Origin of the sequence: Streptomyces sp. NBC_01089 (assembly GCF_045162975.1) — a bacterium.
Classification (GTDB): Bacteria; Actinomycetota; Actinomycetes; order Streptomycetales; family Streptomycetaceae; genus Streptomyces.
In genome coordinates this window covers 3,774,670-3,793,612 of the sequence record NZ_CP108660.1, presented here as the reverse complement: position 1 = coordinate 3,793,612, position 18,943 = coordinate 3,774,670, and the positions used below count along the sequence as shown (strand labels likewise).

Here is an 18,943-nt window from a genome sequence, read left to right as displayed (position 1 = left end):
ACGTACGTCCGCTACGTAACCCCCTTTCCCCATAAAGCAGTTGATGCGGCAGGTCCTCAGATCACTCACCCGGCGAACACGGTGTCCAGCCAGTCGAACGCGCGCTGGTGCCACAGGGCGACCGCGCCTTCGTGGCAGTGCTCGCCGCCGCCCTCGTCCTCGCGGAAGGAGATCAGTTCCTTCGGGCAGGTCAGCGCGGACAGGACGCGCTGCGGCTGACCGGCGAAGAACTGGTCGTTCTCCGCCTCCAGGACGAGCGTCGGGCAGGTGACCCGCTCCGCGACCCCCTCCAGGGTGTAGGCGCGGAACGCGTCGAGGAGTTCGTCGGCGCCGGAAACCCCGAGGGTCCACAGGCCGTTGTGGACCAGCCAGCGCGCCGACACGCTCTGCGCCATCACGGTGTCCAGGCCGCCGGGGACTTCCGCCGCGGCCCGGAAGACCGCCTCGAACGTGGCGTGGACGTCGTAGACCCCGTCGTGCAGGATGCAGGCGGCGATACGGGGCTCGAAAGCGGCCGCCCGTGCGGCGAGATACCCGCCGAGGCTGGTGCCGACGAGCGCGATCCGGTCCGCGTCCACCTCCGGCAGGGTGAGCGCGAACTCGACGGCGGGGGTGACCACGGCCTCCCAGTCCGGCCGGAAGTGCAGGCCCTGCTCGCGCACGGTGCTCCCCTGGCCGGGCCCGTCGAGGACGAGGACGTGGTAGCCGCGCCGCAACGCCCCTGCGGCCAGGGCGACATAGCCCTCTTCGAGGGTGGAGTCGTAACCGCCGTGGTAGAGCACGGTCGGGCGGGGCCTGCCCGACGCGTCGGCGAGGAACAGGTAGCCGGGCAGGGTGGTTCCCTCGTACGGGATGCGCACGGCGCGGGCCGGGATGTCGAGCAGGGCGGCGGCTTCCGCGAAGGTCTGCTGGGACGCCTTCGCCAGCCGCGCGGACTCGGCGTCGTTCGCCGGGTCCGCCCGCCGGTAGAAGTCGGCGGTCCGGTAGTAGTTCGAGGCCCGCAGCAGCGCCTCCCGCGCACTCACCCGGTGTCCGGCGGCCAGCGCGTCCCGGCCGATGCCCTCGACCCGCGCCGCCGTCGCGGCCCACTGGCGCGACCACGCCTCTTCGTCCCCCTCGGGAACCTGCCGGCAGGTCACCAGGACCTCGCCGAGCTCGGCGCCCCCGTACGTGGCGTAACCGGCGGCCCGCAGCACCTCGAAGGAGAAGGACTCGTCGTCGTAAAGGAACTTCATGGTCGGCCCCTCCATTTGGAACGGAACGGTGTCGTTCCGTTTGCTGGGCCCACGGTAGCCCATCACCGAACGGAACGTACCCGTTCCACTCCTTTATGCTGGCCGGATGGCGACAGAACGCAGGGCAACCGGCGGCGCGGCCCTGCGGCAGCAGGTGACCGAGGCCATCACCGAGGCGACCTTCGCCGAGCTCGTCGAGACCGGCTACGAGCGGATGTCGATGGAGGCGATCGCACGGCGGGCCGGGGTGGGCAAGGCCGCGCTGTACCGGCGCTGGGCGTCCAAGGAGGAGATGCTGACCGAACTCGTCCGGGAGGCAGTGGAGTACGCGCTGCCGCCGACTCCGGCCACCGGAGCCCTGGGCACCGACCTGCGCGAGTTCCTGGACACCCTCCGGCGCCAGCTGGCCGACCCGGTGGTCAGCGGTATCGGCCCCGGACTGCTCGCCGAGAGCCGCCGTGTGAGCACGCTCGCGGACGTGGTGCACACCAGCGTGGCGGCACCGCGCCGCGCCGCCGTGCACGCCATGTTGCAGACCGCGATCGGCCGGGGCGAGCTCCCGGCCGCGCTCGACCTGGAACTGGCCGCGGACCTGCTGATCGCGCCGCTGGGCTTCCGCATGCTGATCATGGACGGCGACAGCGGCGACGCGTACCTGGACACCCTCACCCGCGTGATCGAGGCGGGGCTGAAAGAGGCCGTCCGCCTGGGAGCGCCCGGCCACTGATCATGCCGGTGCGGGGTCCCGGGGCCCCAGGATCGATGATCAGACACGACCTGGAGCCCCGGAGCCCCGGAGGGCCTGTCGTCCGCCCGGGGGACGACGCCTATGCCCGCCACATGCTGTCAACCGCGGGGCGGCCCGGCGCGACCGCTGCGCGCCGCCCGTAGCCGTCATCTCCGTAGCCGTCATGTCCGTAGCCGTCATGTCCGGGGTGATGCGGCTTCGGCGGGCACGATTCGCTGCTGCTGGGGTTGGGCGTGGGGGTGGGGGTTTCCGTCTCGGTCGGGGTCGGGGTCGGGGTTGGCGTCGGTGTCGGGGTGGGCGTACCCGTGTCCGTGGGAGTCGGGGTCGGTGTCGGAGTGGGCGTATCCGTGTCCGTCGGTGTCGGAGTGGGCGTATCCGTGTCGGTCGGAGTCGGAGTCGGAGTCGGCGTACCCGTGTCCGTCGGTGTGGGCGTCGGCGTATCCGTGTCCGTCGGTGTCGGAGTGGGCGTGTCCGTATCGGTCGGTGTCGGCGTGGGGGTCGGCGTCCCCGTGTCCGTCGGTGTCGGGGTCGGGGTCGGTGTGGGCGCCCCGCAGGTCACGGCCGTGTGGCCGAGTTCCAGGTGCGTGACCGGCCCGTCGTAGGCGACCGCCCCGTCCGCGCCGGTGAACGTGCCGGTGATCGTGATGTCGAGGCCGGAGCGCGCGGAGGACACCGGCTGGTACGCCCCGCCGGACGGGTCCTCGTACCGGTCGTAGACCACGGTGAGCCTGGCCGTGCTGATGTCGTCCACGCCGAGTTCGGCGCCGGTGACGTCCAGTTGTGTGGTGCCCGTGGGTACTTGGTGGCCCAGCACGTTGATCGCGTCGGCGTCCGTGTGCGCGTAGGCGAGGGCCAGCGGGCCGATGGGCTCGGGCAGACACTCCGTGTACGAGTCGAGGGAGCCCACACTCAGGAAGTCCGGCCGGGTCAGAGCCAGGGTGAACCCGGATGCCTGGGCCTGGGCCCAGTTCTTCTCCGGTTCCGCGTCGGTGCGCGCGACACCGTTGCCCATGACGCTGAGGTGCCGCAGCACACCGGAGGGGTCGCTGAGGTCGCCCGGGTCGAGCCCCTCGTCCGGTGCTGAGCCCGCTGTTCCGTACACACCGTGGAACGCGGAGAGCCCGGCCACGGGTACGTCGGAGATGGTCAGGTCGGCCAGGGTGCTGGTGGCCACATCGCCCTCCGCCGCGGCCGCGCCGGGGCTGACCGCGACGAAGCACGCGCCTGCGAGGGTCGCGGCCGTGGTGACGCCCAGCGCGGCCCGGAGGGCAGCACGGCGGCGGGCGTGGCTGACTGGGGTGCCGCTTTCGCGGCTGTGGGGGAGTGTCTTCGACATGGCCACATGAGACCGTTCCGCCGGACAGACCATGCGCACCCTCCGCCGAACAGGTGTGTTGCCGCATGTCAGGCCCGGCCGCCGGCCGCGTATCACCCGTCCGGCCCCCGGCGGCCGGACGTTCCGCCGAGGGCGCAGGTCATGTCCCGAAGCCCGTACGGGCACGGCCGCCACTCATGTCGCTCCGGCCGCACCGGCCCCGTACCGCCTCATCGGAGGGGTGCGCGGGCTGTGGAACGTGACGGTCCGGCCGAGGGTGGAGGTGGTCGCGCCGGCCCTGCGGGCGGCCCAGCCCCAGCCAGCAAGGGAGGCCCCAGTTGTCCCAGCACGCCGAGCCCAAGCCCGCGCAGCCGACGATCGTCACCGCCAACAAGGCCATCACCGCACATCTGCCGTTCGATGACCGGCAGGACATGGAGGACGCCAAGCGCGGCTTCATGGGCACGGCAGGGGACAACCTGATCACCGACGGCACCGGGCGCACCGTGTGGAATCTCCACGCGTACGGATTCCTGAACGGGGAGTGCCCGGACACCGCGAATCCGAGCCTGTGGCGGCAGAGCCGGCTCTGCGCCGACCACGGCCTGTTCGAGGTGACCACGGGCATCTACCAGATCCGCGGCTTCGACCTGTCCAACATGACGTTCGTCGAGGGCGAGCGCGGCATCCTGGTCATCGACCCGCTGCTCACCGCCGAGACCGCCGCAGCCGGACTCGCCCTGTACCGCGCGCACCGCGGCGACCGCCCCGTCACAGGCGTCCTGTACACCCACAGCCACGCCGACCACTTCGGCGGTGTGCGCGGCGTCGTCACCGGCCAGGACATCGACGGCGGCGTACCGGTCCTCGCCCCCCAGGGCTTCCTGGAGCACGCGGTCAGCGAGAACGTCTACGCCGGCACGGCCATGAACCGGCGCGCCGCCTATATGTACGGCGCCGCCCTGCCCAAGGGGGACCGCGGCCAGATCGGCGCGGGTCTCGGCCTCACCCTGTCCACCGGCGCGGTCGGCCTGATCCCGCCGACGCTCGACATCACCCACACCGGACAGACCGAGACCGTCGACGGCATCCGGATGGTCTTCCAGCTGACCCCGGGAACGGAGGCGCCGGCCGAGCTGAACATCCACTTCCCCGACCGCTCCGCCCTGTGCATGGCGGAGAACGCCACCCACAACCAGCACAACCTGCTCACCCTGCGCGGCGCCGAGGTCCGCGACCCCCGCGTCTGGGCGCGCTACCTCACGGAGGCGATCGGGCTGTTCGCCGGTGCGTCGGACGTCGCCTTCGCCTCTCACCACTGGCCGGTGTGGGGCCGCGAACAGCTGACGCGTTTCCTGTCCGAGCAACGCGACATGTACGCCTATCTGCACGACCAGACACTGCGCATGCTCAACCAGGGCCTGACCGCCCTGGAGATCGCCGAAGCCATGCGGATGCCGCCCGCCCTGGAACGCCGCTGGCACACCCACGGTTACTACGGCTCGGTCAGCCACAACACGAAAGCGGTCTACCAGCGCTATCTGGGCTGGTTCGACGGCAACCCGGCCCACCTGTGGGAGCACCCTCCGGCCGAGGCGGCCCACCGGTACGTGGAGTTCATGGGCGGCGCCGACGAAGTCGTGCGCCGGGCAAGGGAGTCCTTCGCCGACGGCGACTTCCGCTGGGTGGTCCAGGTCGTCAACCACGTACTCTTCGCCGACCCGGACCACGCCGCCGCCCGTGAACTGCAGGCCGACGCGCTGGAGCAGCTCGGGTACGGCAGCGAGAACGGCACCTGGCGCAACGTCTTCCTCACGGGCGCCCTCGAACTGCGCGAGGGCTCGGTCGGTACGCCCACCGCGACGACCTCGCCCGACGTGGTGGCCGCCCTGACGCTTGACCAGCTCTTCGACGCCCTGGCGATCCGGGTGGACGGCCCGCGCAGCTGGGACGCGGACATCACCGTGCGCTGGAACATCCAGGGCCGCGACCCCGTCACCCTGCGTCTGCACAACGGCGTCCTCACCCATGTCACCGGCACCGGACCCGCGGTGGCCGACCCGGATGTCGAGGCCACCCTCGCCGAGGCCGACCTGCGTGCCCTGCTGCTCGGGGCGGTGGCCCCCGCGGAGCTGGCCGCCCGGGACGGTGTGGAGATCACCGGCGACCCGGGCAGGCTGGCCGATCTCCTGGGCCATCTTGCCGACCCCGACCCCGACTTCGCCGTCGTCACCCCCTGACAGCACGGAAGCCGGGCCCGCTCCCCCCACGAGGCGGGCCCGGCGTCATGGGTGCGCCGGCCGGCTTACTCCGTCCCGGCCAGGGCCTTGTCGATCCCGGCCTTCGGTGAACCGAGGCCGGTCACCGTGTCGTAGCCCGGTCCTGCCGTGCACTCGGTTCCGCAGGCACCGTTCGACCCCGAGGTGATGTCGCTCAGCGCGTCGCCCAGGCCGTACACGGCGGTGTGCGCGGTGTCGCCGCCGGGCCCCGCGACAGCCAGCGGTCTGCTGCCCGCGTCGGCCCGGAGCTGGTCGGTGGCGGTGACGATGCCGGCCCAGATCGGCGACGAGAGGCTGGTGCCGCCGACCTCCAGCCACTGGGCGGTGCCGGTGGCCGAGGTGTAGACGGCGACGCCGGTCTGCGGGTCGGCGACGAAACTGACGTCCGGGGTCGCCCGGTGGGCACCGGTCCGGACGCCGTTCTGGTAGGCGGGCCTGGGCTCGAAGTAGCTCACGCCGCCGCCGGTCGAACTCCAGGCCGTCTCGCTCTGGGTGGAGCCGTCGCTGCCCAGGACGAGGTGGGTACCGCCGATGGCCAGCGTGTAGGGGTTGGTGCTGGAGTAGCCGGCCGGATAGCCGGCGTCACCGGTGGACTGGGTGCACACCGACTGCTGGAGCTTGCAGTGGCTGTCGTAGAAGGACTCCTCGGAGAACTCCGGCATGCCCCAGCTGTTGTTGACCGCCGCCGGGTGGAAGGAGGCGGCGGTGTCGATGGCCCGGTTGAGCGCGGCCGCCGAGGCGTCCGCGGCCTCCACCAGGACGATCTTCGCCTTGGGCGCCACCGAGTGCGCCCATTCGATGTCCAGCGCGGCCTCCTCGTTCCAGTTGGCGTCGGCCTCCGGCTGGGCGCCTTCGGCGTACACCTGCTGGAAGTCGAAGCAGTCGGTGCCCTTGGCGACGCTGCCGCAGGTCCGGGGGAGGTCGAAGTGCTCGGCGAAGTGGTTGAGGTCGGCCTCGGCGGCCGGGTAGTCGTAGGCGACGGTGATCGCGGTGGTCTGGCCCGTGCCGTCACCGGTGAGTCCGAGGCGGGCGCGGATCTGCTGCGGGGTGTAACCCGCCGTCGTCTCCGAGCCGTTGGCGCCGTCCGCCTTGAGGGTGCGCTGGACGTGCATCGGCGCCTCGGCCGTGCCGATGGGGAGCGTACGGATGTCCAGCGGCTTGGCGGTGATCGTCGTGGCGGGGGCGGCCTTCGCGAGGGCCTTGCCCGCGGTGGTCTGTCCGGTCGCCTTCACCACGGTGATCCCGTGCTGGTAGCTGTCGATCGCGAACGGGTCGGCGCCGAAGCCGCCGACCCGCTGGTTGAGGTCGTACGCGGACCAGTCCTGCTGGAGCGCGAGCAGCTCGGTGGCGCTGCCCTTGCCGAGTACGACGGGGGTGACGGACCCCGCGAACAGGGCGAACGTCGCGCCGGACGCCGAGTCGTACTGCGAGTCGTCCTTCGGGAACGGCAGGCTGTACGCGCCCACTCCGCCGAAGCCCGCGATGAACTCCTCCTGACCGCCGGTGGTGGTGGCGAAGACGGCCTGCTGGACGTTGGCCATCGTGGGCACCCGGAACCGCGGGCCGCCGTCTGCCGGGTACACCGTCATGAGATTGGTGTGCAGCTCGACCAGGCCGTGGTCGGCGGAGGCCGCGAAGCCCTGGAAGGTGGGCGCACCCGTCGAGTTGTCGCTGGAGACGACCTTGCCGGTGGGGCCGTCGACGATCTGTACGAGGTGCGCGCCGGTGGACAGCGCGTCCCCGCCGAAGGCGAAGGCGACGCCGTGCCCGCCGGCGCCGGGGATGAAGGGGCTGGCGAACACGCCCGACTGCTGCTCGATCCATGACGCGGCGGCCGACTTCGGCTGCCGGCTCCACAGCTCGGTCCCCGCCTCGGCGTCGAGGGCGACCTCGGTCGGCGCCGGGTCGGTCGCGCCGGTGCCGATGGCGCTCCGGGCACCGCCGTACTCCAGGTACAGCCGGCCGTCGGCGTCCGTGGCGGGCACCGAGTAGCGGACGTCCTTGCCCGCGGTGCCGGCGGGGCGGTAACTCCACACCCGCTGCCCGTCGGAGGTGTACGCGGTCAGGGCCTTGCCCGGGGCGACGATGTGGCCGTCGGCCACGGTGACGCCCGGCTGGAACGCGCCGGTGTTCACCTGAGCGGTGATCTTCCCGTCGCCGGGCCGCAGGGCGGCGAAGCCTTCGGACGTGGCGGCCACGACGCGCTGTGCGCTCCGCCCGGCGCTGTCCTTCACCGCCGTGATGCGCAGCTGACGCACCGAGCTGTCCTTCACCGCCGTGATGCGCAGCTGACGCACCGAGGCGTCGACGGCGCTCCTCCACAGGATGTGCGGCTGCGCCGACTTGAGGGTGCGGCCGTCGAGCGCGAAGACCCCGTGGCTCTGCCCGCCGACGACGAGGTCCTTGACGCCGTCACCGTTCACGTCGGTGGCCGCCCCGGCGTAGGTGTCGCCGAGCAGCGGCAGCGCGGTGGCGGTGCCCTTCGCGGGGTTCGTGCGGTAGGCGGTCAGGTCGAGCCGCTCAGAGCCGCTGCTCGGACCAGATGGTCTTGCTCTCACGGCTGTGGCGCACGCCCCAGCGGGTGCTGACCTGCATCACGATGTACAGGCCGCGGCCGCCTTCGTCGTTGTCCCGCGCCTGGCGCACATGAGGACTGGTGCTGTTCGCGTCGGTGACCTCGGAGAGCAGGCGGCCCTTGTCGTGGATGAGGCGGAGACGGACGGGCTCCTTGCCGTACCGGATCGCGTTGGTGACGAGTTCGCTGATGACGAGCCCGGTGGTGAAGGCGGCCTCCTGCAGGCCCCAGGCGGTGAGCTGCCGGTCCACCATGCGGCGGGCCGTGGCCACGACGGCGGCGTCGGTGGGCAGGGTCCATTCCGCGACGCGGTCCTGGGGCAGGACACAGGTGCGGGCGAGCAGGAGCACGGCGTCGTCGTCGGTCGGGGGCGCCATACGCTGCACGGCCGCGTCGCACAGCTCCTCCAGTGGCCGCTCGGTCGGAGCGAGGAGGCGTTCGAGCCGGTGCCGGGCGGCTTCGCCGTCCCCCGCCGCGAGACCGTTGGTGTAGAGCGCGATCAGGCTCCCGGCGGGCAGCCGCACCGTGGCGGGCGTGTACGCGGATCCGCCGCCGGCGCCGAGGGCCGGTCCCTCCGGGACGTCGAGGGGGACCGGGGAGCCGTCGGGGTCGAGGACGATGGGGGCAGGGTGTCCCGCCCTGACGAGGGTGCACAGCCGGGAGACGGGGTCGTAGACGGTGACCGCGCAGGTCGCCACGTGGTCGTCGTCCGCCGGAGAGGTGGATTCCCTGAGCAGGGCCGCGATCTCGTCCAGATGGGTCAGCAGCTCGTCGGTCTCCAGCTCCTCCAGGGCGAGGGTGCGCAGCGCGATACGCAGCTGGCCCATCGTGGCGGCCGCTTCGATGCCATGACCGGTCACGTCCCCCACGACGAGAGCGACCCGGGCGCCGGAGAGGGGAATGATGTCGAACCAGTCGCCGCCCGCGCTCTCGGGGAGGTAGACGTGAGCGGTTTCGACCGCCGAGAGCTGCGGAATCTTCCCCGGCTGGAGTCGGCGCTGCAGCGTGGTGGCCACGGTGTGCTCGTGGCGGTAGCTGCGGGCCTTCGCCAGCTGCCGCGCGGCGGCCGCCGCCGCGTGCCGGGCCACATCGAGGTCCACCGTCTCGAACGGCTCGGGGCGGCGCCGGTACAGCGTCAGCAGCCCGAGGACGCGGTCCCGGGCGAGCAAGGGGGCCACGATCATGGATCGCACACCGGATTCCACCAGCGGCGCGAAGCCGTCCGGATCCATCGCGAGCCAGGGCGTGCCGCCCGAGACGGACAGCAGACGGGCCTCCCTGTCGGTGAGTGCCTGGGTGTACGGAGTGGGGGAAGGGAAGGCCCGGCAGCCGTCCCGGCGCCAGTCACCTGCCATGGCCGGTGAAGCGACGACGGCGGCCCGCCGCAGGGGTGTGTCCGCCGCGAGCGGGCCGATGCTGCCGTGCTCCGCGGGGCTGTCGTCGACCAGGTCGACGGCGGCCGCGTCGGCGAAGGAGGGGGCCAGGACCTCCACCAGCTCCCTGGCCGTGGTCTGCTCGTCGAGCGTCGAGCCGATGGACCGGTGCACGTCACCGAGGACGGCGAGGCGGCGGGCCCCCGCCTGCTTCTCGGTCACGTCCTCGGCCACTCCCACCAGACCCCGCACATCCTCGGCCCGCCCGCGCAGAGGGAAGAGGGAAATCTCCAGCGCCAGCGTCCGGTGGGGCTCGGACGGCGACCGTCCGAGCACGAGGCGGCTGCGCAGCGCTTCGCCCGTCGTCAGCACCTCACTGAAGAGGGTCTCCAGCTCCCGCGAGTCGAACCCGGGGGCGAACTCCTCGACGGTGTGCCCCACGACATCCCCGGCCGACAGCCCCCGCACCCCCCGCCCGGCGGGGTTGTAGCGCACGACCCGCTGGGCGGTGTCGAAGACGAACAGCCCTTGGGGAGAGCCGCTGAACAGAGCGTTCAGCACCATCGAGTCATCAGCGACCCCATCCTCCACGGGACACTCCCTTCGCCGACCTTGCGCCGTCTCAACCCTCTCCCATGGCCGGACCGACGCAACTCGACGCCCACACCCGCCCGGGCCGACCCGGGCCCGCGTCAGCGCTCGCTTCCGGTCGCGCTGGAGGGGGCTTACGGTGCGGGTGCTCAGAAGGTCTCGCGAAACGCTTGAACGCTAGGTGGCTGGGGCAGGCCGAGGATGACCCCCACCCACCTGTACGCGGTCGTCTCCGAGCCGTTCATCCCGGCCCAGGCCGCTCTGGCGGAGCCAACGCCTGTGCCGGCCCGCTCCACCGCATAGTTTCGGCTGCATGAGAGAGGACCGGAGCGTCTGCAACAACATGAGCGGGCATGCGGACTCCGTACTGCAAACGGGCTCCACGGGAGACGTGCTCGTATCCCCAAGGATCAACGTGAACAACATGGTCAGGGAGGTCCGTTCGCTGACTGCCGTCACCACGCTCTACCGGATGGTGGCGTCCTTGACGGCAATAGCGGCTGTGGTCGGAGTCAGGCACGGTGGTTCGCCGCTCGGCGGGATGGCCTATGTGTGCGATGCGCTGGCCATTCCGGCAGGTTGGACGGGTCCCGTGGAGAGCTGGCTGGTCAACCGCACAGAGTTGGTGGGTTTTCCCGCTGTCATCCTGTGCGCGATGGGGGTCCTGGCCCTGCCGAAACGTAGAAACATGGGCCGGGACTACACCCAGACGCTGGAGTGGCGGGCCCCGTCCACGGTGGTTCTCTCCTTCGCTGTGGCGGTGCAGTGCGGCTATGCGTGGCCCTTGCTGCCGGTCGTCGGCCTTCTCTCCGCCCTGGGACTCTGGGAGATCAGACAGCGCGACTCCTTCGGGGACATGTCGGAGCATGTGGTGGTGCCAGTGATGGGGATCTTCCTCGCTGTGGTCTTCGCGCCGCTCTACGTTGTCGTCTGGCTATTCGCTCGGGATTCCCAGCGCTCCGCACGTCCTTGATGAAGAGCCGGAATATGGCTGAGCGGAGGGGACGCCTTTCGATGCTCTGCCGGCCCAGGCCGCAAGCTGTCAGCCGTCAGTTCCGGGAGAGTTCCTCACGCTTTCGCGTGATCTAGTTTTCGGCCATTCCATACGCACTACGGCCTGCTGACCGAAATGCCTCCTTTGTGATCTGGTGGTTCCTGCTGTTCGCCGTGAAGATGCTCGCCGTACGAGCGAACGGGGGAACGCATGGGAATTGCCTGGGGCACCAGAGCCCGGGAGAGGAAAAAGGGAGAGTGGGGCGCCGGCGAGTGGCCTGGTGTCCCTGTGCAGCGGGCGCCGCGCATGGCTGATACACCTCGCCCTGCCGAGGTGAATCCGGCTGCCACCGAGGTGACGAGGTTCCTGTGTCAGGCGGTCTATGCACGGCCGGATCGTTTGAAGCAACTCAACGTGTGGTGGCGTAAATTCCGGGGCAAGGGCGCGACTCCGAGGAAGCCGCGACGTAGTACGCGTCGGCCCATCTATCTGCAGGGCGGCGACGATTGCCCTCCGCTTGGCGAGCCGACGGCCCAGTGGATTGTCGACCATGTGCTGAATGGCCCGCCGACCCCCGTGCCGTCCTATGGGTTCGATCTTGTCCCTGTGGTGGCGCACAGTCTTCGTGCGCGTCGCGGGAGACGGCTGCGTCGTCTCTGCTTCCTGCTGGTACTGGCGGCGGCCGGGTACATCTCTCCATGGGCGACGGCGATCTGGGTGGGTGCAGGCGTGGTCGCCCTGACCGCGAGGTGGGCGGCGTTTCGAGCCCAGCGCAAACAGAAGTTCAACAGCCGACTGGCCCGTCGTCCCCGTCTCGCATATCTGCCTCTCTTCATCCCGTGGATGCTCGCGCTGGTGTCGTACGTACCGGGCGCAGACGTGGTGTCGACTGCGCGAATCGGCCTGGCCGTAGTGCCGTTCGGTCTTCTCGCCGGAATGGCGGTGGTCTATGCCGGGGACCGCCTGGTGGCGCGAGCGGCACTGTCCGTACTGAGCCGCAGTCAGGTCTCCTGCGATGCACTGCCGTGGGCGATGCCGAAGGCCACACGGAGGATGTCGGTGATCGGGGAGAAGCAGGAGGAGCGTCAGTTGCCCTACGACGCCTCACAGCACTTCATTGGTGCAGGGCGCGACCACTGGGGAGCCGCCCACATCAACATTCTTTTGAAGCTTAAAGATCCCGAGGAGCCGGTCAAGTCCCTCGGTGATTCCGAACTGCTCCGGCGTGTGGGCACCGCGCTCGATGAACTGGGCCGTGGAGTAAAGGAGATCACGGACCCGCTGCCGGGGTTCTCCATGGAACGGGTGCTCGGGCTACCGTCCCACCTCTGGCTTCAGCGGACCCGGGAGGTGAACGGGGAAGCCCCGGACCTGACGGGCCGGGGCCGCAGGTCGCCTTCCAGTGAGCCGACACGGCTCTATCTGCGGGCGCAGTGCATCACCTGGGACGGCCAAGTCGTGGTCAGCGTATTCGTGCACGCCGCGCTGGAGGCGGGCGAGTTGCGACTGACCGTGCGGCCGCACGTCATGACTCCGCTCCACAATGAGCTGAAAGTGACGGCGGCCTCCGCCGAAAAGCGCGGTGTGCGGCTGCTGAGGTGGGTGACGGCCCAAGCCGTCCTGGACGCCACTGTCGGTCCCCTCGCTCTGTGGCAGCTGGTTGCCCGGATGGGGCTCGGCGAGAGCCTTGAAGGTCGTGCAGAGGAAGACGACCCGGTGAGCCTGCGGGACCGGTACTCGACCGAAGAAGTCACTGACATGCACCAGAGCGACGACGCCAAGCGGCACGTCGTCCTCATGGAGACCTGTGTCTTCCGTACCGTCGCCACCTACCTGCGCGACCTGGGCATCGACACCACCGCCTACGACCAGCAAGTGGCCGCCGTGACAAACAACATTCAGATCTACGGCGACAACAACGCCCCCATCCAGAGTGTCGTCGGCAATGGCAACAGCAATATTGGGCAGGGCTCCACCAGCCAAGGAGGAAAATGATGGCCATCGGACGAGGCCGACCGGATCCCACGCCCGATCCCGGGCATGGGGCGGGCATCAGCATCGGCGGCAACAACAACGCCCCACTGCAGAACGTCGTCGGGCAGAACATTTCCCACGTGCACCAGGTCGCGTCGGCCCACGGGACCACCGACGTCGACTCCGTACGGGCACTCCTCGTCGCGTTCCGCGAGGACCTGGACCGCAACGCGGCGGGTCTTCAGCACACAGAGGCGCTGAGAGCCATGGCGGGCACGGTGGACGGCTCGCTTGAGCCTCCGGCCGAGGGGGCGACCACGCTGAGAGGGATCGCACAGGCACTGCCCGCGCTCGTCCTCGGGACGGCCGTCGAGCAGAGCGGAGAAGCTCTCGCCCATGCCATCGGTGGACTGCTGAGCTGAATCTGAGGAGCGCGCACGCAGTCGTACGAACGGAGTGATGAGGAGCCGTTTGGGAGCCGCACTCCGCACTCGGCTCCCAAAACGACCCGCACAAACCGCTCAGGGCCTGATCCACCGAGTGGATCAGGCCCTGAGCTGGTGTTTCGGCTGTCGGGGTGGCGGGATTTGAACCCACGACCTCTTCGTCCCGAACGAAGCGCGCTGCCAAGCTGCGCTACACCCCGATTGTCGCTCGCGTGGCGGCGACATCGATTACTTTAGCGGACCCGTGGCCTGAGGCGAAATCCGGTTTTCCCTGGCGGGCGGGTGGGGCCGGATTCCGCCCCGGTGTCGGGGCTACCGCCTGGGGGTGAGCGTCAGGAGCGTTGACTCCGGAGCGCATGCGAAGCGCACCGGGGTGTAGCGGTTCGTGCCGCAGCCCGCTGATACGTGCAGGTAGGAGCGGTTGCCGCCGGACTCGTGGGCGGAGAGGCCCTTGACCCGGTCGGTGTCCAGGTCGCAGTTGGTGACCAGTGCTCCGTAGAACGGGATGCACAGCTGGCCGCCGTGGGTGTGGCCCGCGAGGATCAAGGGGTAGCCGTCTGTCGTGAACGCGTCCAGTGCGCGCAGGTACGGGGCGTGCACCACCCCGATCGAGAGGTCGGCGTCCGCCTCGGGGCCGCCTGCCACCTCCGCGTACCTGTCCCGTTTGATGTGCGGGTCGTCCAGGCCGGTGAAAGCGATCTCCAGGCCGTCCACCTTCAGTCGGCCGCGGGTGTTGGTGAGGTTCACCCAGCCCGCCGCGTCGAAGCCGTCCCGCAGGCCCTCCCAGGGGTTGTGCACCACGCCCACCGCCGGCGCCGTGCCGTTGAGGCCGTGCTTGCCCTGTGCCTTCTCGAAGAGGTAGCGGGCCGGGTTGCGGAACTTCGGGCCGTAGTAGTCGTTCGACCCGAACACGTACACACCCGGGAATTCGAGCAGCGGGCCCAGCGCGTCCAGGACCTCGGGCACGGCCTCCGGGTCCGAGAGGTTGTCGCCGGTGTTGACCACGAAGTCGGGCCGCAGCCCCGCCAGGGACTGGAGCCAGCGCTGTTTCTTGCGCTGGCCGCTGACCATGTGGATGTCCGCGACCTGGAGTACGCGTACGGGCCTGGCGCCCGGTGGCAGTACCGGCACCGTCACCCGCCGGAGGCGGAACGAGCGCGCCTCGAATCCGGCGGCATAGGCGATGCCTGCCGCGCCAACGGCCGTGATTCCTGCGGTGACTTTGAGGGGGATCCCATAGCGTGCGCGCATACCTCCATCGTCGCAGACAGCGGGTCACCGCAAAATCTGCGGGCGCCGCCGGGACCGTACCTGCGACACTTGGCCGCATGACCACGCTCAAGTCCAAGCTGCACGCAGAACTCACCGAGGCCATCAGGGCGCGCGACGAGCTGCGCTCCTCGACGCTCCGGCTGACCCTCTCCGCGATCACCAACGAAGAGGTCTCGGGTAAATCGGCGCGCGAGCTGACCGATGACGAGGTGCTGAAGGTGATCGCCAAGGAGGCGAAGAAGCGCCGCGAGGCGGCGGAAGCCTTCGAGCAGGGTGGCCGTACGGAGAGCGCCGCGCGGGAGAAGGCGGAGGGCGAGCTGCTCGCCACGTATCTGCCGAAGCAGCTGAGCGACGACGAGCTGGGCGCGATCGTCGAGCAGGCCGTCAGCGAGGCGAAGGCCGCGGGCGCCGAGGGGCCGCGCGCCATGGGCGCCGTCATGAAGATCGTGAACCCGAAGGTGGCCGGGCTCGCCGAGGGCGGCCGGGTGGCAGCCGAGGTGAAGAAGCGGCTCGCGGGCTGAGCCGGCTGCCGGGCTGAGACGGCTGTCGGGCTGAGCTGGCTGTCGGGCTGGCTGGCTGTCGGGCTGGGCCGGCTCGTGGGCCAGGTGGTGGCTCGCGGCTGAGGCGGCCCGTGGGCTGAGTCGGCTAGCGGCTGAGGTGGCTCGTGCCCCGTGGGCTGAGGTGGCTCGCGGCTGAGGCCGGGCTGGGCTGGGCCGGGTCGTGCGCCAGGTGGTGGCTCGCAGCTGAGCCGACCGACTTACGGCTGAGCTGACCGACCCATGGCTGAGCCGACCGACTCATGGCTGGGCCGGCTCACGGCTGGATGCTCGCGGCATGACTGAGGCGGCCCCGACCCGCTGCCCGGCGCCCGCTGCCCGGTGCCCCGCCGCCCCGGGGCTCCCACCCCCCCCGCTGCTCACTCGCCTCGCCAAAAAGGAGGGGCGCCCGGTGAATTTCACCGGGCGCCCCTCCTCGCGTACCGCCGCCTGACGTCTGTCTGGGCGTCCGGGTGCCTGCCGTTACCGGTCCGCCGTCCGGCCGCCCACCGTGTGGCCGGACGGCCGACCGTTATCTCCGGTGGTGGTGGCCGCCGCCGTTGTTGCCGCCGATGAAGCCCGGCGGGAACGAGATCCCGCCGGTCCCCGGCTGGCCGCCGCCGTTGCCCTGGTCGCCGCCCGTTCCGCCGTCCGTTCCGCCGTCCGTTCCGTTGCCCTGGTCGCCGGCCTGGTCGCCACCCTGCTTGTCGTGGCTCTTGTCGCCGCTGGAGTGGCCGCGCGGGACGCTGACCTTGTTGAACGACGGTGTCTCGGAGGGCGACAGCGCCCCCGTCATCGCCGTCTTCCAGATGGGGCCGGGGAGACAGCCACCGCAGACCTCGTCGTAGTAGTGGCCGCCGATGTTGATGTTGGTCATCGGGATCTGCTGCGAGCCGTCGCTGCCGACCCAGACGGCCGTGGCCAGGTTGGGCGTGTAGCCGACGAACCACGCGTTCTTGCGCTCGTCCGTGGTACCCGTCTTGCCCGCGTTGTCGCGGTCGCTGAGCCCGGCCTGCTTGCCGGTACCGTCCGCGACCACGCCCTTCAGCATCTGGTTGATCGTGTCGGCCGTGTGCTCGCTCATCGCCGATGAGCAGGACGACTTCGGCACCGGGATCTGCTTGCCGCCCGGCGCGGTCACCGACTCGATGGCGATCGGGGAGCAGTACGTGCCCCGGTTGGCGAAGGTGGCGTACACCGAGGCCATCGCCAGCGGAGTCGACTCCTGGCCACCGAGGGTGGTGGAGGGCACCGCCTGGAGCGGCTTGTTGTTGCCCCGGATGTAGCCGACCTTGTCGGCCATGGTGATCGTCTCGCAGAGGCCGGCCTTCTGCTCCAGCTTCGCGAAGTACGTGTTGATCGACTTGCCCAGCGCGCTGGTCATGTCGAAGGTGCCCTTCTCCGACGTGAGCTCGTTCTGCACGGACCAGGGGCTGGAGTCGGCCGGCTGGTTCTGGCAGTTCTGGAAGCTCGTACCCGGCAGGGAGATCTTCGAGCCCGTCGTGAAGCTCTGCGACGGGCTGATGCCCTTCTCCAGCGCGGCGGCCGCGGTGATCGGCTTGAACGTCGAGCCGACCTGGAAGCCCGCGTACGTACCGCCCATCTTGTTGTCGACCGAGAGGTTCAGCACCGTCTCGTGCTTCGACGGGTCGAGGCCGTACGGACGGGACTGGGCCATCGCGAGGATCTTGCCGGTGCCCGGCTGGACCTGCACCACCGCGTCCGCGATCTTGTCGTCCTTGTTGACCCGCGAGGTGGCCGCGACATTGGACGACGCCTGCGCCTTGGGGTCCAGGGTCGTCTTGACGGTCAGGCCGCCGACCGCCCAGAGCTTCTGGCGCTCCTCCTTCGTCTTGCCGAAGGCCGGGTCGGTGAGGAACACCTTGCGTACGTAGTCGCAGAAGAAGCCCGAGCCCTTGACCGCGGTGATGCAGCCGCTCTTGGGCTTGGTCACCTTGAGCTTGATCGGCTCGGCCATCGCCTTGTCGGCCTGCGGCTGCGAGATGGAGTGGACGTCGGCCATCCGCTGCAGCACGGTGTTGCGCCGCTTCGTGGCCTCTTCCATGTCGTTGATCGGGTCGTAGCGGCTCGGCGACTGGACGAGACCGGCCAGCAACGCGGACTGGGCGATCGTCAGGTCCTTCGCGGATGTGGAGAAGTACCGCTGGGCCGCCGCCTCGACGCCGTACGCCTGCTCGCCGAAGAAGGTGATGTTGAGGTAGTTCTCCAGGATCTTCTTCTTGCCGAGCGACTTCTCGACCTGGATCGCGTACTTGAGCTCACGGACCTTGCGGCCCAGGCTCTTCTGCTGGGCCTCGGCGACCTTGGTCGGGTCGTCGCCCGCCTCCTCGACGAAGACGTTCTTGACGTACTGCTGGGTCAGGGTCGACGCGCCCTGGGCCGCGCCGCCCTCCTGCGCGTTGCGGTTGACCGCGCGCGCCACGCCCTTGAGGTCGATCGCGCCGTGCTGGTAGAAGCGCGCGTCCTCGATCGCGACGAGCGCCTTCTGCATGTACGGCGAGATGTCCTGGAGCTTCACCACCGTGCGGTCCCGCTCGTAGACCGACGCGATCTGGTTGTCGTTCGCGTCCAGGATCGTGGTCCGCTGGCTGAGTGGCGGCGTCTTGAGGCTGGCGGGGATGTCGTCGAATCCCTTGACGGTGCCCTTGGCCGCGAGCCCCAGCGCTCCGGCTGCCGGCAGCGCGATGCCCGCCAGTACAGCTCCGGAGAGCGCGGCGACACCGAGGAATTTGGCGGCCTGCTGGGTCTTGGTGAGACCCCCGCCGGAGCGCTTCTTTGGCATGAGGGCAGCCTACGTGGTGGAGAAGGAGCAGCTTCATTCGCCGGACACGCGGACATGCCTTGGCCTAAGCTGCACCTAACTGTCACAGCAGTGCCCTCCCGTATCAAGCCCCCTGGCGCGATGTCGCTCTCCCCGAATAGGGCGAATGCGCGCCGAATATGCCCCATGTGTAGCCCGGCGTCCGATGTGGCGTGGATGAACTGCCCCGCTTTGCCGGGTTTGTCAAGAATGTCCTGCGCTCACTCCGTTGGGTGATCTGCCGCGTACGCATAGTCCGTTCGGACCATTCAAGATTGGGCCCGAAGGGGGTGTTGCGCTGTGCCCACCTTCCGTAACGTCCTCAACTGGCAGCGGTGAATATGCCGCTGCCGCCGTGGGGGAGCCTCGAATTCGGGAGAGGACGGCGCCGGGATGGGCTGGGTAACTGACTGGAGTGCGCAGGCAGCCTGCCGCACTACCGATCCGGACGAACTGTTTGTACAAGGGGCAGCGCAGAACAGGGCCAAGGCGGTGTGCACCGGATGCCCGGTGCGTACGGAGTGCCTGGCCGACGCGCTCGACAACCGCGTCGAATTCGGCGTGTGGGGTGGCATGACCGAGCGGGAGCGGCGTGCGCTGTTGCGCAGGCGTCCCACCGTCACCTCGTGGCGTCGACTGCTGGAGACCGCGCGCACCGAGTACGAGCGCAGCACGGGCATCCTGCCCGCGATCGTCGCGGATGACGAAGCGTTCGAGGAGACGTACGCCGCCGTGGGGTAGGCGTCGCCGTGGTGTGACCCGCGTCGTCGCAGGGCGAGCGAGC

General features: G+C 70.0%; 13 protein-coding genes and 1 tRNA gene. 7 read left to right on the top strand and 7 right to left on the bottom strand.

What is annotated here, in order from left to right:
* Window positions 1-65: 65 nt before the first annotated feature.
* Window positions 66-1,235 carry an alpha/beta hydrolase family protein gene (locus OG510_RS16750; protein WP_406137720.1) on the bottom strand — a complete coding sequence of 390 codons (1,170 nt, stop codon included), beginning with the start codon at window positions 1,233-1,235 and terminating at the stop codon, window positions 66-68.
* Window positions 1,236-1,341: 106 nt separating this feature from the next.
* On the opposite strand from OG510_RS16750, the gene OG510_RS16745 reads away from it, so the two are divergent.
* The gene (locus OG510_RS16745) at window positions 1,342-1,962 is read left to right on the top strand and encodes a TetR/AcrR family transcriptional regulator (protein WP_406137719.1); all 621 of its coding nucleotides are present in this window, start codon (window positions 1,342-1,344) and stop codon (window positions 1,960-1,962) included.
* Window positions 1,963-2,062: 100 nt separating this feature from the next.
* Here the strand turns inward: OG510_RS16745 and OG510_RS16740 are convergent, their stop codons facing one another.
* Entirely contained in the window at window positions 2,063-3,319 is a 1,257-nt protein-coding gene (locus tag OG510_RS16740; RefSeq protein ID WP_406137717.1) for a hypothetical protein, read from the bottom strand.
* A 413-nt stretch (window positions 3,320-3,732) separates the two neighbouring features.
* On the opposite strand from OG510_RS16740, the gene OG510_RS16735 reads away from it, so the two are divergent.
* Window positions 3,733-5,538 (top strand): alkyl/aryl-sulfatase, encoded by a 1,806-nt coding sequence (locus OG510_RS16735; RefSeq protein WP_406142421.1) that lies wholly within the window; start codon window positions 3,733-3,735, stop codon window positions 5,536-5,538.
* Window positions 5,539-5,603: 65 nt separating this feature from the next.
* Here the strand turns inward: OG510_RS16735 and OG510_RS16730 are convergent, their stop codons facing one another.
* The gene (locus OG510_RS16730; RefSeq protein WP_406137716.1) at window positions 5,604-8,135 is read right to left on the bottom strand and encodes a hypothetical protein; all 2,532 of its coding nucleotides are present in this window, start codon (window positions 8,133-8,135) and stop codon (window positions 5,604-5,606) included.
* Window positions 8,098-10,116, bottom strand: a complete 2,019-nt coding sequence (locus tag OG510_RS16725) for a SpoIIE family protein phosphatase (protein WP_406137715.1) — start codon at window positions 10,114-10,116, stop codon at window positions 8,098-8,100. Before OG510_RS16725 ends, OG510_RS16730 begins: the two co-directional genes overlap by 38 nt.
* A 415-nt stretch (window positions 10,117-10,531) precedes the next feature.
* On the opposite strand from OG510_RS16725, the gene OG510_RS16720 reads away from it, so the two are divergent.
* The 3 genes from OG510_RS16720 (at window position 10,532) to OG510_RS16710 (ending at window position 13,506) form a co-directional block, all read left to right on the top strand.
* On the top strand, window positions 10,532-11,089 hold the full coding sequence (locus tag OG510_RS16720) for a hypothetical protein (protein WP_406137714.1): 558 nt from the start codon (window positions 10,532-10,534) through the stop codon (window positions 11,087-11,089).
* Between the two features lie 327 nt (window positions 11,090-11,416).
* A complete protein-coding gene (locus OG510_RS16715; RefSeq protein ID WP_406137712.1) occupies window positions 11,417-13,105 on the top strand; it encodes a hypothetical protein in 1,689 nt (562 codons plus the stop codon).
* Window positions 13,105-13,506 (top strand): hypothetical protein, encoded by a 402-nt coding sequence (locus tag OG510_RS16710; RefSeq protein WP_406137711.1) that lies wholly within the window; start codon window positions 13,105-13,107, stop codon window positions 13,504-13,506. The genes OG510_RS16715 and OG510_RS16710 overlap by 1 nt, the downstream gene beginning before the upstream one ends.
* 150 nt (window positions 13,507-13,656) lie before the next feature.
* On the opposite strand, the gene OG510_RS16705 is transcribed toward OG510_RS16710, so the two are convergent.
* Window positions 13,657-13,730: transfer RNA gene (locus OG510_RS16705), tRNA-Pro, on the bottom strand.
* Between the two features lie 112 nt (window positions 13,731-13,842).
* Complete coding sequence (locus OG510_RS16700; RefSeq protein ID WP_406137709.1) at window positions 13,843-14,781, bottom strand: metallophosphoesterase; 939 nt, start codon at window positions 14,779-14,781, stop codon at window positions 13,843-13,845.
* Between the two features lie 77 nt (window positions 14,782-14,858).
* On the opposite strand from OG510_RS16700, the gene OG510_RS16695 reads away from it, so the two are divergent.
* Window positions 14,859-15,323: a GatB/YqeY domain-containing protein gene (locus OG510_RS16695; RefSeq protein ID WP_406137708.1), complete on the top strand. Its 465-nt coding sequence runs from the start codon at window positions 14,859-14,861 to the stop codon at window positions 15,321-15,323.
* Between the two features lie 547 nt (window positions 15,324-15,870).
* On the opposite strand, the gene OG510_RS16690 is transcribed toward OG510_RS16695, so the two are convergent.
* Window positions 15,871-18,141, bottom strand: a complete 2,271-nt coding sequence (locus OG510_RS16690; protein ID WP_406137706.1) for a transglycosylase domain-containing protein — start codon at window positions 18,139-18,141, stop codon at window positions 15,871-15,873.
* A 411-nt stretch (window positions 18,142-18,552) separates the two neighbouring features.
* Here OG510_RS16690 and OG510_RS16685 point away from each other — a divergent pair, with 411 nt between their 5' ends.
* Window positions 18,553-18,900, top strand: coding sequence for a WhiB family transcriptional regulator (locus tag OG510_RS16685; protein WP_164258855.1), 348 nt, complete (start codon window positions 18,553-18,555; stop codon window positions 18,898-18,900).
* The last annotated feature ends 43 nt before the right edge of the window (window positions 18,901-18,943 follow it).

Bases quoted from the DNA above. Each gene is read 5' to 3' on its own strand.
- OG510_RS16735 (WP_406142421.1), top strand. From the start codon at position 3,733: ATGGAGGACGCCAAGCGCGGCTTCATGGGCACGGCAGGGGACAACCTG.
- OG510_RS16700 (WP_406137709.1), bottom strand. From the start codon at position 14,781: ATGCGCGCACGCTATGGGATCCCCCTCAAAGTCACCGCAGGAATCACG.
- OG510_RS16750 (WP_406137720.1), bottom strand. From the start codon at position 1,235: ATGAAGTTCCTTTACGACGACGAGTCCTTCTCCTTCGAGGTGCTGCGG.
- OG510_RS16715 (WP_406137712.1), top strand. From the start codon at position 11,417: ATGGCTGATACACCTCGCCCTGCCGAGGTGAATCCGGCTGCCACCGAG.
- OG510_RS16745 (WP_406137719.1), top strand. From the start codon at position 1,342: ATGGCGACAGAACGCAGGGCAACCGGCGGCGCGGCCCTGCGGCAGCAG.
- OG510_RS16740 (WP_406137717.1), bottom strand. From the start codon at position 3,319: ATGTCGAAGACACTCCCCCACAGCCGCGAAAGCGGCACCCCAGTCAGC.
- OG510_RS16710 (WP_406137711.1), top strand. From the start codon at position 13,105: ATGGCCATCGGACGAGGCCGACCGGATCCCACGCCCGATCCCGGGCAT.
- OG510_RS16695 (WP_406137708.1), top strand. From the start codon at position 14,859: ATGACCACGCTCAAGTCCAAGCTGCACGCAGAACTCACCGAGGCCATC.
- OG510_RS16685 (WP_164258855.1), top strand. From the start codon at position 18,553: ATGGGCTGGGTAACTGACTGGAGTGCGCAGGCAGCCTGCCGCACTACC.
- OG510_RS16690 (WP_406137706.1), bottom strand. From the start codon at position 18,141: ATGCCAAAGAAGCGCTCCGGCGGGGGTCTCACCAAGACCCAGCAGGCC.